This window comes from Niallia sp. FSL W8-0635 (assembly GCF_038007965.1).
Classification (GTDB): Bacteria; Bacillota; Bacilli; order Bacillales; family Cytobacillaceae; genus Niallia.
The window spans coordinates 3484054-3498533 of sequence record NZ_JBBOYD010000001.1 but is presented as its reverse complement, the minus strand read 5'-3'; the positions used below and the strand labels follow the sequence as shown (position 1 = coordinate 3498533).

The following is a 14480-nucleotide window of genomic DNA, read 5'->3' as shown; positions in this document are numbered from 1 at the left end:
AGAAATCGACATTATGTATTTTGTGGATAGAGAAAAAATAGACGAACAATTATGCTATTACCAAGAACTTATCCGTCAATTTGAAAATCAGGATAATTGGAATACCTTTATCGAGAAAGTGGCATTGGAAAGAATAACACATATGATGATTGAAGTCATTTTAGATGTAGGAAATAGCATGATTGATGGGTTTATTATGAGAGATCCTGGGAGCTACGATGATATTGTAGATATACTTACAGATGAAAAAGTAATTACTTTAGAAATAGCGCAAGATATGAAGGAATTAATTCTTTGGAGAAAACAGCTTGTCCATCATTATACGGATATTAAACATCAAGAATTGGCTGCTGCATTTACAGAAAAAATGCATTCGATAAAATCGTTTATTCCTTCTGTGAAAGAATACTTGACTCATGAACTTGGTCCTGTATCTGCATTTAGAAAATAATGTTGTGAAGTTGTAACCTGAGAAAGGATTTTTATAAATGAAAGCTTATAAAGGATATCTAATCGATTTAGATGGTACGATGTATCGAGGAACAGAAGTGATTGAAGAGGCTGCAGCATTTGTAAAGCGATTAATTGCTGCAAAAATTCCTTATCTTTATGTCACGAACAATTCAACGAAAACACCAGAACAGGTAGCGCAAAAGCTACGAGAATTTGATATACCAGCAAAAGCAAGTGAGGTTTTTACTTCCGCTATGGCATCAGCAAACTATATTGCTGAAAAATCACCTGAGGCAAATGTATTTATGATTGGTGAGGAAGGGCTTCGACAAGCATTAGAAGATAAAAGCTTAAAGCTAATTACAGATTCTAATAATGTCGATTATGTGGTTGCTGGGCTTGACCAGCAGATTACCTATGAAAAACTGACAGTAGCTTGTCTTGCCGTACGCAATGGGGCAAGTTTTATTATTACAAATGGTGATACAGCTTTGCCTAGTGAACGGGGTTTATTGCCAGGTAATGGTGCTATTACATCCGTTATTTCAGTAAGTACACAGCAACAGCCAGTCGTTATTGGAAAGCCGGAAGCTATCATTGTGTCTCAAGCAATTAAATTATTGAATCTGCCTAAAGAGGATGTTTTGATGGTAGGAGATAACTATCAGACGGACATTCTGGCTGGTATTAATGCAAATATGGATACACTCTTAGTTCATACAGGAGTAACGACGAAAGAGCAATTAGGCGAATACTCGACACAGCCAACCTATACGATGGATAGCTTAAGTGATTGGGTTATAAAAAAATAAGACGGTTTTCCAATAAATCGTTCTGTTTTGAGGTGCTATTTTAAATTGGCATCATTACTGGTAGATAAAAAGGAAAACTCGCTGTAATGGCGAGTTTTTTAATTAGGAATATAAAATCTACTCACTGGTGATATGTTTCATTGTACTCTTTTAAAGAGGATGTCTTTTCCTTTACCGAAGAACCGCGAAAAGTAAAATTAGCGGAGTTTTTCCGGTTACATGCAGAATGGAGCTTGTTTTAGAGAAAATAAGGGTATTTTTTTCGCTTATACACAACAAAACCACCCATTTCTGAAGACTTTGAGCCAATAGACGGAATCTCTCCGTCTATTTCAGCCTTTTTTTATATTAATTGCTAATTAAGCGGAATTTTTCCGTCTATTATCAGCGCTGATGATTAAGCTGATCACTAAGCCCAATCAGTAGCTTTTTATCGACCAGCTTATTAAAGTCAATAAAAGTAATACAGAAAACTGCCTCTCAATTGCAATAAACTTTACGAAAACAGCTCAAAATAATAAGAAAAGAAGACGCTACGCTAAAAGTATACAAGTTGTATACTGTATTTTGAAACGTCCTTTATTAGTTGTGTCTTATTCTTCCCCTTTAGCACGGTGAGCTAGTCTACTTGAAGCTGCGGCTGCGATGGCTCCTACAATGTCATCTAAAAAAGTATGACATTCGCCAGAACTCTTATCATTTAGCTTTTGTAAAATTCCAGGTTTTAATTTATCTACATATCCGTAATTCGTAAATCCAATGGAACCATAAACATTAACAATAGAAAATGCAAGTACTTCATCCACGCCATAAAGCCCTTCATCCATTTCCACAATTTCTTGTAGGGGGGATTCTAGTAGCTTCTTTTCTGCAAGTATATCTAATTGGATCCCTGTAATAATCGCGTTTTGAACCTCTCGTTTTGATAAGACTCGTTCCACATTATGGATACAATCTTCCATTTTTAAATCTTTATGATATTTCTCTTGTAAAAGATAGACAAGCTCCGCAATATCCTCTATGTTAACTCCACGTTCATGTAACCACTTTCTAGCTGTTTTTTCTGTTAGGTCCTTTAATGACATGAACTTCACCTTTTCTTTAGTTTATTCACTATGTAGTCACAGTGTTTATTATTATATGCACGATACGTATTAAATGTTCCTCTACTTCTATTGTTTCCATGGAAAGGGAAATTCATTAATTTTATCCGCTTAACAAGTTTTAACATATATCATCATATACTCCTAAAAGAGAGGGAAGAGGAGGAGGAAAAATGATTCGTAATATTTTATATGCAAAATATGGGATTGATGTAGAAGAAGAAACTAGAATAGGTCATTATGAAGCCTGTATTAGTGGAGGAAAGCTATATACACTCGTTCCCGTTGGAAGGATAGAGGAAGAGGAGCTTATGGAAAGAGACCAGCTTGCTACACATATATACCAAAGTGGCGATCGGCAGGTAAGTATGCTATTAGAGTCAAAGGAGGGGGATAAACACACAGAAATAGAGGAACAGCAATATTGTGTGCTTATAAATGATCGGTTGCGGTCTTTTCGGTCTCGACAACTAGGTAGAAAGCTGGGAAAGTTTCATTTTAGAGGCAGAACGGTTCAATTTGGCGTGCAAAAAATTAGCAGAATGGGACAATGGAAAAGCATGTGGGAACAAAGAATGGATCAAATGGAAGGATTCTGGAACAGTATGTTATATAAACAGCCAGAAAGTGAATTCGATAAGCTATTTCTAGAATCCTTCCCATATTATATGGGGATCGCTGAGAACGCAATCCAGTATCTTGTTGACACAGAGCTAGATGACGATCCAAGTGCTGTGGACAGTGGAACGATTTGTTATAATCGCTTTACTAAAGATACATGGGACGGAGAATATTACATCAAGAACCCGTTTGATTGGGTTTTTGATCATTGTGGTAGAGATCTTGCTGAATGGACAAGAGACCGTTATTTTAGAAATATTAAAACGTATCATAGAGAAGTAAAAACATTCTATGAAGAATATCAAAGTGTTATGCCATTAAGCTCTTTTGCTTGGAGATTAATATACGCAAGATTGTTATTCCCCATTCATTATGTGGAATGTGTGGAAAATTATTATTCTTCTACACATGAAGCTGATCGACTGTTTCTAGAAGAACGGCTAAAAAAAATGCTTAATCAATCAAGAGAATTAGAAATATTTCTCAAGGAATTTTATCTAAACACGGAAGTTCCCGTTAAAACGATGAAGATACCGATTGTTACATGGTTATAAATAAACGATGTGGATAAAATAGACCTTATTAAAACGGCGGTAAGATTCAGTGGTTTAATAAGGTCTTTTTAAAGTGTAAATATCCTATCGTGAAATAGTAACTCGATGCCCGTTTTGGGTGAAGCGAGCAGATGAGTCTTCTTAGTGCTCATTCCTATCGAAGTGAAATAAAAATAACAGAGAGCGACTAAATTAATCAAAAGCTGTCTCGTCTACTACATGGGATGAAAAATTAAATAGCTTTATAAATTTCATCTTTCGAAAAATCTAAAAATACATAAAATTTATAATTTTCCTTTTAGAATTGTAAGATCTTCCTTTATAATAGATTCAATGAGTAAACGAGCTTTGTTTTGCTGTTTTCTTTAAAGGTTGGACCTTTTTCAACAGGAAAAATAGACTCCATATGGGATTAGCGAGAACGGTGAGACCTCGAATTCTTAAGCTTAGCCACATGGAAACGGAAGTGTATTCAGGACTCGGATTATAGCAGAAAACTTTACGAAAACAATATCTTTTTTTGGGGAAATTTGATTATATCGTCTTTATAAAAAAGTAAATTACAAAGGAATGATTAAACTCCCCCTTGTAAAAAAAGGAATCAAACACTATAATGTCTACTATACAAAGACAGTTGTTCTTGTAAAAAGAACATCATCGGGAGGAAATCAGATGGAGACAATCTCAATTGGACTACTCGGACTAGGAACTGTTGGATCGGGCGTTGTAAAAATTATCGAGAATCATCAGGATAAAATTATGCATCAGGTTGGATGTCCTGTGAAAGTAAACAAAATTCTCGTCAAAAATATAAATAAGGAGCGAGATGTAGAGTTAAAGGATATTCTCTTAACGGTTGACGCAAATGATATTCTGGATGATCCGGAAATAGATGTGGTTATTGAAGTAATGGGTGGGATTGAAGAGACAAAAAACATCTTACTTAAAGCGTTAAAAAATAAAAAGCAAGTAGTAACTGCGAATAAAGATTTAATGGCTGTCCATGGAGCAGAGCTTTTACAAGCAGCTTCTCAGAACAATTGTGATTTATTTTACGAGGCAAGTGTTGCTGGGGGTATTCCTATCTTAAGAGGTTTGGTGGATGGATTAGCTTCTGATCGGATCATTAAATTGATGGGAATAGTGAACGGTACAACTAATTTTATTTTAACAAAAATGAGTCAACAGCAACGAGCCTATGAAGATGTCTTATTAGAAGCACAGCAATTAGGATTTGCGGAAAGTGACCCTACGTCAGATGTAGAAGGACTGGATGCAGCTAGAAAAATGACAATTTTAGCGACACTTGGTTTTTCCATGAATATCGGCTTAGAAGATGTGAAGGTAGAAGGAATAACAAATGTAACAGATGAAGATATTCAGTATGGAAAGCAGTTAGGATACACAATGAAGTTAATTGGTATCGCTCAAAGACAGGCAGAAAAAGTAGAGGTTAGTGTACAGCCGACATTTATTATTGATAGTCATCCATTGGCATCCGTTCATAATGAATATAATGCTGTATATGTATATGGGGAAGCTGTTGGGGAAACGATGTTTTATGGTCCTGGTGCAGGTAGTTTACCGACTGCAACAGCCGTTGTGTCTGATTTAGTGAATGTATTAAAAAACATGCGATTAGGTGTTAATGGAAAAGGCGCGATTGCCCCGCAATTTAAAAAGAAGCTAAAAGACGCAGATGAAATGTTCTCTAAATACTTCTTGCGTCTCCAAGTAAAGGATGAGGTCGGTGTATTTGCCGAAATTACCTCTATTTTCTCACAACATGGGGTAAGCTTTGAGAAAATTCTTCAATTACCTGTGAAGGAAAAAGGCCTAGCGGAGATTGTCTTAGTGACACATCATGCATCTTTATTAAACTATGAAAATATTTTATTAGAATTAAGGGATTTAGCATCTGTTCGAACAGTCAAAAGTTCATATCGAGTTGAAGGGGGCATAAAGTAATGAGATGGAAGGGCCTTTTAGAAGAATATAAAGAATATTTGCCAATAAATGAATCTACACCAATGTTAACATTAAATGAAGGAAATACGCCATTAATAAAGCTAGATAAGCTATCAGAGGAGTGGGGCGTAGAGCTTTATGTCAAAACAGAAGGAACTAATCCTACGGGTTCTTTTAAAGATAGAGGAATGGTAATGGCGGTTGCTAAGGCGAAGGAAGAAGGAAACTCAACCGTGATCTGTGCGTCTACTGGTAATACATCTGCAGCGGCAGCGGCATATGCTACTCGTGCAGGAATGCGTTGTATTGTAGTTATTCCAGAAGGGAAAATCGCGATGGGTAAACTTGCGCAAGCTGTAATGTATGGTGCAGAGATAATTGCGATTGAAGGGAATTTTGATCAGGCCTTACAAATGGTGCGGAAAATTAGCGAAACAGAACCAGTAGCGCTCGTAAATTCTGTGAATCCATATCGCTTAGAGGGTCAAAAAACGGCAGCATTTGAAGTATGTGATCAGTTGGGTGCTGCACCAGATATATTGGCAATCCCAGTTGGAAATGCTGGAAATATCAGTGCTTATTGGAAAGGGTTTAAAGAATATCATGAAGTTAAGCAAACTGGACTTCCAAAAATCCATGGTTTTGAGGCAGCAGGAGCAGCAGCGATTGTGCATAACCGTGTTTTTGAAAATCCAGAAACAATTGCGACAGCGATTCGCATTGGTAATCCAGCAAGCTGGAAGTTAGCTGTTCAAGCACAAGAAGAATCAAATGGTATCATTGATGAGGTAACAGATGAAGAAATAGTAGCTGCGTATCGTACAATTGCTGCTACAGAAGGTATATTTGCGGAACCAGGTTCCTGTGCATCCATTGCAGGTGTGTATAAGCATATCCAAAGTGGAAAAATTCCAAAAGGAAGCAAAATAGTAGCTATTCTTACAGGAAATGGCTTAAAGGATCCAAATACAGCGATTGATGTTAGTCCGATAAAGCCAGTAGTTCTTCCTAATGATGAAAAGGCTGTAGCCAACCATATCAAAGGAGTCGTTCATATATGAACGAAGGCGAAATGCTATTTATTAAAGTGCCAGCAAGTTCTGCTAACTTAGGACCAGGCTTTGATAGTATCGGATTAGCGTTAAATTTATATTTAACATTAGACGTGGTTCGAAGTGATCGCTGGGAAGTTATTCCGTTAACTGAAGATCTAAAGGAATTTCCTCAAGATGAAAAGAATTTCATCGTTAAGACAGCTATCGAGGTGGCAGAAGAATTTCATACAATTCTATCACCATGTCAGATTAGGGTGGATAGTAATATCCCTTTAGCTAGAGGCCTTGGATCTAGTGCCTCTGCTATTGTAGCGGGAATTGAACTAGCTGATCAAGTTGGGAACTTACGCTTGACGAAACAACAAAAGTTTGAAATTGCATCCAAAATGGAAGGTCATCCAGATAATGTAGGAGCAAGCCTTTTTGGTGGTCTCGTTATAGGTTGTCAATTAGGAGAAGAAGTGGATGCAGAAATTATCCATTCCATTGATTTGGAAGTGTTAGCGGTTATTCCAGAGGAAGAGCTGTTAACAAAATCCTCCCGAGGAGTATTGCCAAGTACACTTTCCTTTGGAGAAGCTGTTTCTGCTGGGGCTGTTTCCAATTTATTTGTAGCAGCTTTATTAACCAATAATCTAGAGCTTGCAGGAAAAATGATGAAAAAGGACAAGTATCATCAGCCATATAGAAAAGAACTCGTCCCTCATTTGCAAATAATAGAAGAGTGTGCCATTTCATTTGGGGCATATGGTGTTGCGTTAAGTGGAGCCGGTCCAACCGTATTATGCTTTGTTAAACCTGGGCAAATGAATACATTAATAGAGGGTTTAAAGCAGACATTACCGGAAATGCGTTTCCTTCCATTAGAAGTTGACAAGTTTGGTAGCATTTGTTCAGGAGCCAATATTACAAAGGTAAAATAAAATATTTTTTTTAAAACAACATGAATAAAGGGATAAGGATAAGCAAAAAGAAAAGAGGATGCTAAAAGCATCCTCTTACTAAATTCCGATGGTGGAAGGATTAAAATACTTGCTCCACTTCATAAACTCCTGGTACTTCTTCTAATAAAGCACGTTCAATACCAGCTTTTAAAGTAATGGTAGAGCTTGGGCAGCTACCGCAAGCACCAAGTAAGCGTAACTTAACAATGCCATCCTCCACATCAACTAATTCACAGTCTCCGCCATCTCTTAAAAGGAATGGACGTAATTTATCGAGTACTTCTTGTACTTGTTCTTTCATTTCTACTTCTTGCATACATATCGACTCCTTTCCTATTATTTATTATAATCACATTAGGATGAAAAATCTATAATCAAGAAACACGAATTGCATAAACAAAAAATGGATGAATTTAAAAAGTACTATTTTGACTATAAAAATATAAATTGACGAGCTAGTCTATTGAAGGGGAGTTTTGATTTGAGAAAAGAAATTGAAGTAAGTATATATGGTGCAGAGCAGATTTGTGCCAGTTGCGTAAATTTGCCATCCTCTAAAGATACGTATGAATGGCTTCAAGCTGCATTAAGCAGAAAATTTCCTGAGCAGACCTTTCAAATTAATTATTATGATATATTCCAAGCGAATTATGAAGAGGAAAAAAATGAGTTTTGTCGGAAGATTATTGAAGAAGACTTATTTTATCCAGTAGTAGTCATTGAGGGAGAAATAGTAGGAGAGGGAAATCCGAGATTAAAGAAAATTTATGCGGAATTTGAGAAATATGGATATACAAGCATGTAGGCGTGAGAGTGTCGGTTTGAACAATCTGTAGAGGATTTAAAATCTCTTTAGATTGTTCAAAAACGACACTTATCTTTTAATCTGTCAGTTTGCTTTTTTTATTTTTATCTTTCCATAAAACTCCATGCTTTATTAATCGTGGAAGCCTTCCTGTTAAAGCAGTTTTGGCGATTAGACCAAAGCCGTCTTTTTTTCCTAATGATCCTAGTACTCCTTTTAGCTTGATGGGAGGCATATGATACGGAAGCACTTTTCCTTGCCATTTAGAAATGAGAACAAACGCTATTTGTTCTGCCTGTCCTTCAGCGAGCTGTGCACTTGGAGGATGATTTAAACTCGCACAATCTCCAACGACAAACACATGTTCATTGCTTGGAAGATGATGATATTTGGATAGAAGAATTCTTCCTTTCTTATCCTTTTCTACCTCTAGTGCACGTACAATTTTATTTGGCTGGATGCCAGCAGTCCAGACAATACAGTCAAAAGACAATGGGCTACCATGATTATAAACAAGATTCTCTTCGATACGCGTAATTTCACTGTTTTTATAAACGATAACCTTCTTTGTCTCAAACCATCGTTCAACATAATTTCTTACCTTTTTCGGATAAGCGGATAAAATGGTTTCCCCACGATCAAATATTGCTATTTGTAACTTTCTGCTTTCAGCTAGTTCGGCAGCTAGTTCAACACCGCTTAAACCACCGCCAATAATAGCTACTTTTGCATCATCAGGTAAGCTTTGAAGATGTTTATGTGTATGTTTTGACTTATTAATCGTTTGGATACTGTGTGTGTATTTTTCTGCACCCTCCACTTGATGATAATTATCTTCACAGCCAAGTCCAATTATTAAATCATCATAATCAATTGGATTTCTACCAGATAACCATACCTTATTATTTTCCAAATCAATTTCTTCTACTTCCGCATGTATAAGACTGACTTGAGGGTGTTTAGGAAAAGGAATTTGAAGGCTTTGATCTTGAACAGTGCCAGCAGCGATAGCGTAATACTCTGTTTTAAGAAAGTGAAAAGGAACTTTATCTATTAATATGACCATTAGATCATATGGTAAATGGGGTATTATGGAGGATAAAAGTCGCATTCCACCATACCCACCGCCTAATATAACTAATTTTTTCATTGTTTCCCCCCTTTTGAATGATAAGTATCTATAGTAATCAAATAGTTCATTAAAGTTGGAGTGATCTCCTTATAGAGTATATTAAAGGGTTAGGACGGTTTATTCATAGTTACAGTAGGAAAATGACTTTTCTCATTATTGTTAGTAAATTAGAGCAATTTTTGCTAAAAAGGACTTTCTTTACTCTTCAGCAAAAAAAACTAGTATAATTTGTAGGAGAGGTGAGACGTTTGTTTAAACCGCTAATTGAATTCTGTCTTAGTAATCTTGCATCAGGTGCCCAAGAAGCAAAAGAAATACTTGAACAGGATGATGAGTTAGATGTAATTGATTATGGTTGCTTAAGTTGTTGTGGACATTGTGGGGAATCGGTATTTGCTTTAGTAAATGGTGATGTAATAAAAGGGGAAGATGCCCAAGAACTTGTGATAAATGTCTATCAGTATTTGAAAAATCATCCAATTTAATAAATAAACCCATCTACCAGTGAGCAGAATTGCCTATTGGCTCACTGAAAGATGGGTATTGTTATATTAAGCTTTTATGGCTATCTCGTATTTCCTGCCAGCTTTCTTTAGCTAGCTTAACAATTTGTGTTTCTACTGTCCTTTTCTGCTGCTCGATTACTTTCGAATAATACTTGGTAGCTTGCTCTAGATTATTTGTACGCTTTGAAAGATCTGCGATTAAATAAATCGTTCTTAGTTCCGTTACTTGGGTTCCTTGATAATCACCAACGGAATAGGAAGTTTCATATTCTGATAATGCAAGGTTTATAAAACGTCGTTCTTGTTCTGTATTATTTAATAAGCGATAATGCCATGCAATTCGGAGATATAGACCAGCAAGGGTAATGTGCTTTTCTTTTCTTATAGAAGCACAATAAGCTGCTAATTTATATGTTTTAATACTATCTTCTATACTCCGTTCCTTTCCGAATGAATGTGGTATCCAGTGGGAACTTACTTTTTCAAGGAGCGACATTTTACTTTCTGGAGAAAAATAAGGAATGGTATCATCATTGTAAGAAAAACCGCAAGCTGGGCAAACATTTATGTAATAAAGGAGTGGATTATGCTCAGCATAAACAGGAAAGAAATCTGTATCCATTTTTATTAATTTAACAAATCTTGAACGTAATTTCTTTGTAGTAAATTTAGTTTGGCAAAGTAAACAAGTACATTGTTTGTCAAATAATGGTTCGATTTTATTCAAGCTTCTCACTCCTTTAATGATAGGTATAATTTCATGTTTTCTATAACTTGATTATACATCTAGTTGAGTAAAATTTCCTATAAAAATATTACAAATAGGTAAAAAGACCTTGTTTGGGATTTGCGAATATTTATCAAGAGGACAGATGAAGGAAAAATGATGCTATTACCAATCTTTTACTCAGTTCCATTCAGTTGAGTAGTTTTAAATGGAGGTATATAATAAGAAATAATAATAGGACGAAAGGAGAATGAACAGTGACAGAAGAAATTGTACACATAACAGAAGCAGCTGCACTTCAAATAAAAGAAATGATGAAAGAGAATGACGAAGAGAATTCTTATTTACGAGTAGCAGTAAAAGGTGGAGGATGCAGTGGTTTGTCTTATGGAATGGGCTTCTCACCTGAAAAAGAAGAAAATGATCAATTATTTGAGCAATACGGCATTCGTGTTTTAGTGGATCAAAATGATGGTCCAATTTTAAAAGGGACAAAAATTGATTATAAGCAATCTTTAATGGGTGGAGGCTTCACTATCGATAACCCAAATGCGATTGCCTCATGTGGTTGCGGGTCTTCTTTCCGTACTGCGAAAGTGGCTGGAACACCAGAGGAATGCTAATTTAAAAAAGGAACACCATTATTTCAGAATGGAAAACCCGAATGGGGGAACATGAATGATTAATGGTGTTTTCTGTTAGGCTAAGATAGAGGAAAAGACTGGTGGTAATCATTTGCTTTCTAGAAAGACAAATGATTATAATCAGTCTTTTTTTAATTCTATAGGTTACTTAAATAAAGAAGTACTATGAAGTGGCTGTACTCTTGCTTTTGGATCCATATACGTCTTCGCATTATTAACAGCAGTAGGTGCTTCGCCAAAACCAGTAGCGATCAATTTAACCTTTCCATCATATGTGCAGATGTCACCAGCTGCATAGATACCTGGAATATTTGTTTCCATTTTACTGTTAACAACAATGGAGTTCTTTTGAATATCAAAGCCCCATTCTTTAATTGGACCTAAGGAAGAAACAAATCCGTAGTTTACGATGACTGCATCTACATCAATAATTTCTTTTTCTTGTGTTGTTACATTTTCAAGAATAACTTGTTTAATCTCCTCATCTCCAACCAATTCAGAAGGAATATAAGGTGTTTTGATGTTTACTTTTGAATTTTTAAGATTTTCTACACTGTGCTCATGTGCACGGAATTTATCCCGTCTATGTGCTAAGTAAACAGTATCTGCAATCGGCTCTAACATTAATGCCCAGTCTACAGCAGAATCTCCACCGCCAAATACCATTACTTTTTTTCCAGCGAATTGATTTAAGTCATTGATAAAGTAATACAGGTTTTTATTTTCATAGTCTTTTGCTTGCTCTAATTCTAATTTGCGTGGTTGGAATGCTCCGTTTCCAGCTGTAATAATAATTGTTTTGGAGTAATGAACTTCTTTGTCTGTAGTGATTTTGAATATACCATCACCTTGCTTTTCCACTGTTTGAACAGCTTGTTCCAAGACAATAGACTGTTCAAATTTTTTCATTTGCTCTTCTAAGTTGTCTACTAACTCTTGTGCACGGATTTTTGGGAATCCTGCAATATCATATATATATTTTTCAGGATAGAGCGCTGTAAGCTGACCGCCAAGTGCAGGGAGACTTTCGATAATCTTAACGGTTGCTTGTCTCATCCCTCCATAGAAAGCAGTGAACATTCCAACAGGTCCACCACCAATTACTGTTATATCATAAATGGTTTGATTTTCTTCCAATTTTCCAAAACCCTCCTACAATAAGATTCAATTCTACAAGCTATCATATCATAATGATAATGATTTCTCACTTTTTTAATCCCAAGTTTTTAAAGATATCTAGGACAACCCTCCTACATAAAGAAGGAGTGGGAAATGAATGGTAATAGAAATCTATTATAAAGAATCGTATTAGAGAGCTTGTAAAAAACTAGTAATTAGAACGAGGATTATAAGTTAAATATGTTGGTGCATCAAATATAATTGCTTAACTTCTAAAAGAAATATCAATCAGAGCATAATTTTGGAAGTTTTTTGCATTTTTTGGTATTTTACTAGGGGGAAAGATCCTCTTTTTAACTATTTATGAATAAATTCTTTGAATATGGGAAATGAATAGTTTTGGGAGGAGTGAAAAATATGAATTTTTATAAAAAGTTTTTTAGAAGAGTAGGAATGGTACTATTATTTATGGTGGCCCTACTAACCACATTTCAGTCGATTTCAGGAGTTAAGGCAAGTTCGATACATGTTAATAATTATGAACAATCACAGGTGAGCGAGGATAGTAGTCATATTGACCATACAATTAAACAAATTGGTGTAGCATTGAAAAGCTTTAAAAAAGCATTGGTTGAAACAACGCAAATTTCATCGAGTAAAGAGGTGGCAGGAAAACCGCCTTTACTGGAAAATATGAAAGATTGGTCGCAATATCCAACAAAAAAAGTGGTAGCTACTGGTTATACTGCCGGATATGAATCAACGGGAAAGAACCCTGGCCATCCTCAGTTTGGGATCACCTATTCAGGAGTAAAAGTAAAGAGAGATTTATATAGTACTATTGCTGCTGATACAAGTGTATTTCCAATCGGGACCATTCTTTTTATCCCTGATTATGGATTTGGAGTAGTTGCTGATACAGGTTCAGCGATTAATGGAAACAAATTAGATTTATACTATGAAACAGTACAAGATGTCTATAATCAGTGGGGAAAGAAAACAGTAGATGTATACATAGTAGAAATGGGTAATGGAAAATTAACAGAAGAAACATTAAGTGCATTAAATGAAGAAGAATCGATGCAAGTATTCCGTCAGCAGTATACGAAAGCAGAGAATAAATAAGTAGTTTATATATTACACATAAAAATAAAAGGATGTCCTACAGCCTGTATTCCAAACAAAAATTAAGTATTACTTGTTTGGAATACTCTCTCAAGGACATCCTTTTTCGTTTTATATCACTAACATAAGTAGCAATCGTTAATAAATTAGCATATGTAAAAGCAACGTTAATAAGATGCCTGTTAGTCCCCCAAAAAACACCTCTATTGGTTTATGTCCTAACAACTCTTTTAATTCTTTTCGTTTTTCTTGTTCTGGTTTGTTTTGCCATCCTTTTGCTTCATTTAAGAATTTATTAAAATCATTTACTAATCGATTTAAAACAATTGCTTGTTCTCCTGCTTGTCTTCTTACCCCTGTTGCATCAAACATAGTAATGATTGCAAAGATAGCAGCAACGGCAAAAATTGGTGAATCAAAGCCTGTTTGAAGTGCTATCCCTGTCGAAAGAGCGGTTACAGCTGCAGAATGAGAGCTTGGCATGCCTCCAGTACTAGTTAACAGAGACCAATCAATTTTTTTTGTAACAAAAAAAGTTATTGGTACTTTGACAAATTGTGCGAAAAAAATTGCAATTAAGCTCGCAAATAAAGGAAAGTTAGCTAGTAGTTCCATAAAAAACACCTCTTCATTTCTTTGGTAAAAAAAATCTGTACTTTTGTATGTATACCTTATTAAACGTATTATTAATCTTTCATGTATGGAAATAAGGAGGTTTACAGTGGAGCTGAACATCTAAGTGAGCTTATGTATTGTTCTTTTCAAAACACCATTGGATAGCAGAACATACTAATACTATTTAAATTTCTGCGGACGGTATTTTCTTGGTATTAACATTGGCATTTCCACTTATCTTATTATAACATAACCAAATATCGAGCTTTCTAGTTAAATTCGAAAAAATCTTTTTAT

The 14480-nt window shown here is 35.5% G+C and carries 16 protein-coding genes; 10 read left to right on the top strand and 6 right to left on the bottom strand.

The window, feature by feature from the left end; translation table 11 throughout:
• Nucleotides 1-13: 13 nt before the first annotated feature.
• Nucleotides 14-451: a DUF86 domain-containing protein gene (locus tag NYE52_RS16920; protein WP_341194124.1), complete on the top strand. Its 438-nt coding sequence runs from the start codon at nucleotides 14-16 to the stop codon at nucleotides 449-451.
• 37 nt (nucleotides 452-488) lie between these two features.
• Nucleotides 489-1265, top strand: a complete 777-nt coding sequence (locus NYE52_RS16915) for a TIGR01457 family HAD-type hydrolase (RefSeq protein WP_341194123.1) — start codon at nucleotides 489-491, stop codon at nucleotides 1263-1265.
• Nucleotides 1266-1858: 593 nt separating this feature from the next.
• Here NYE52_RS16915 and NYE52_RS16910 read toward each other — a convergent pair.
• On the bottom strand, nucleotides 1859-2350 hold the full coding sequence (locus NYE52_RS16910) for a phosphatidylglycerophosphatase A family protein (RefSeq protein WP_341194122.1): 492 nt from the start codon (nucleotides 2348-2350) through the stop codon (nucleotides 1859-1861).
• 191 nt (nucleotides 2351-2541) lie between these two features.
• Between NYE52_RS16910 and yutH the strand changes: the two genes are divergently transcribed.
• From yutH to thrB, 4 genes are all read left to right on the top strand, one after another.
• A complete protein-coding gene (gene yutH / locus NYE52_RS16905) occupies nucleotides 2542-3543 on the top strand; it encodes a spore coat putative kinase YutH (RefSeq protein WP_341194121.1) in 1002 nt (333 codons plus the stop codon).
• Between the two features lie 672 nt (nucleotides 3544-4215).
• Nucleotides 4216-5511, top strand: a complete 1296-nt coding sequence (locus tag NYE52_RS16900) for a homoserine dehydrogenase (protein WP_341194120.1) — start codon at nucleotides 4216-4218, stop codon at nucleotides 5509-5511.
• Nucleotides 5511-6572, top strand: coding sequence for a threonine synthase (thrC, locus tag NYE52_RS16895; RefSeq protein ID WP_341194119.1), 1062 nt, complete (start codon nucleotides 5511-5513; stop codon nucleotides 6570-6572). Before NYE52_RS16900 ends, thrC begins: the two co-directional genes overlap by 1 nt.
• A complete protein-coding gene (thrB, locus tag NYE52_RS16890) occupies nucleotides 6569-7489 on the top strand; it encodes a homoserine kinase (RefSeq protein WP_341194118.1) in 921 nt (306 codons plus the stop codon). The genes thrC and thrB overlap by 4 nt, the downstream gene beginning before the upstream one ends.
• Nucleotides 7490-7589: 100 nt before the next feature.
• On the opposite strand, the gene NYE52_RS16885 is transcribed toward thrB, so the two are convergent.
• Complete coding sequence (locus tag NYE52_RS16885) at nucleotides 7590-7826, bottom strand: NifU family protein (protein ID WP_047942238.1); 237 nt, start codon at nucleotides 7824-7826, stop codon at nucleotides 7590-7592.
• 165 nt (nucleotides 7827-7991) lie between these two features.
• Between NYE52_RS16885 and NYE52_RS16880 the strand changes: the two genes are divergently transcribed.
• The gene (locus NYE52_RS16880; protein ID WP_341194117.1) at nucleotides 7992-8315 is read left to right on the top strand and encodes a YuzD family protein; all 324 of its coding nucleotides are present in this window, start codon (nucleotides 7992-7994) and stop codon (nucleotides 8313-8315) included.
• Between the two features lie 76 nt (nucleotides 8316-8391).
• On the opposite strand, the gene NYE52_RS16875 is transcribed toward NYE52_RS16880, so the two are convergent.
• Nucleotides 8392-9465: an NAD(P)/FAD-dependent oxidoreductase gene (locus tag NYE52_RS16875; RefSeq protein WP_341194116.1), complete on the bottom strand. Its 1074-nt coding sequence runs from the start codon at nucleotides 9463-9465 to the stop codon at nucleotides 8392-8394.
• Nucleotides 9466-9695: 230 nt separating this feature from the next.
• Here NYE52_RS16875 and NYE52_RS16870 point away from each other — a divergent pair, with 230 nt between their 5' ends.
• Entirely contained in the window at nucleotides 9696-9932 is a 237-nt protein-coding gene (locus NYE52_RS16870; protein ID WP_341194115.1) for a DUF1450 domain-containing protein, read from the top strand.
• A gap of 61 nt (nucleotides 9933-9993) precedes the next feature.
• Here the strand turns inward: NYE52_RS16870 and NYE52_RS16865 are convergent, their stop codons facing one another.
• The gene (locus NYE52_RS16865) at nucleotides 9994-10689 is read right to left on the bottom strand and encodes a DUF2225 domain-containing protein (RefSeq protein WP_341194114.1); all 696 of its coding nucleotides are present in this window, start codon (nucleotides 10687-10689) and stop codon (nucleotides 9994-9996) included.
• A 248-nt stretch (nucleotides 10690-10937) separates the two neighbouring features.
• Here NYE52_RS16865 and NYE52_RS16860 point away from each other — a divergent pair, with 248 nt between their 5' ends.
• A complete protein-coding gene (locus tag NYE52_RS16860) occupies nucleotides 10938-11303 on the top strand; it encodes a HesB/IscA family protein (RefSeq protein WP_341194113.1) in 366 nt (121 codons plus the stop codon).
• Between the two features lie 165 nt (nucleotides 11304-11468).
• Here NYE52_RS16860 and NYE52_RS16855 read toward each other — a convergent pair whose 3' ends face one another.
• Nucleotides 11469-12461 carry an NAD(P)/FAD-dependent oxidoreductase gene (locus NYE52_RS16855; RefSeq protein WP_341194112.1) on the bottom strand — a complete coding sequence of 331 codons (993 nt, stop codon included), beginning with the start codon at nucleotides 12459-12461 and terminating at the stop codon, nucleotides 11469-11471.
• Nucleotides 12462-12860: 399 nt separating this feature from the next.
• Between NYE52_RS16855 and NYE52_RS16850 the strand changes: the two genes are divergently transcribed.
• Nucleotides 12861-13568, top strand: a complete 708-nt coding sequence (locus tag NYE52_RS16850; RefSeq protein WP_341194111.1) for a 3D domain-containing protein — start codon at nucleotides 12861-12863, stop codon at nucleotides 13566-13568.
• 138 nt (nucleotides 13569-13706) lie between these two features.
• Here the strand turns inward: NYE52_RS16850 and NYE52_RS16845 are convergent, their stop codons facing one another.
• On the bottom strand, nucleotides 13707-14183 hold the full coding sequence (locus tag NYE52_RS16845) for a divergent PAP2 family protein (protein WP_341194110.1): 477 nt from the start codon (nucleotides 14181-14183) through the stop codon (nucleotides 13707-13709).
• Between the last annotated feature and the right edge of the window lie 297 nt (nucleotides 14184-14480).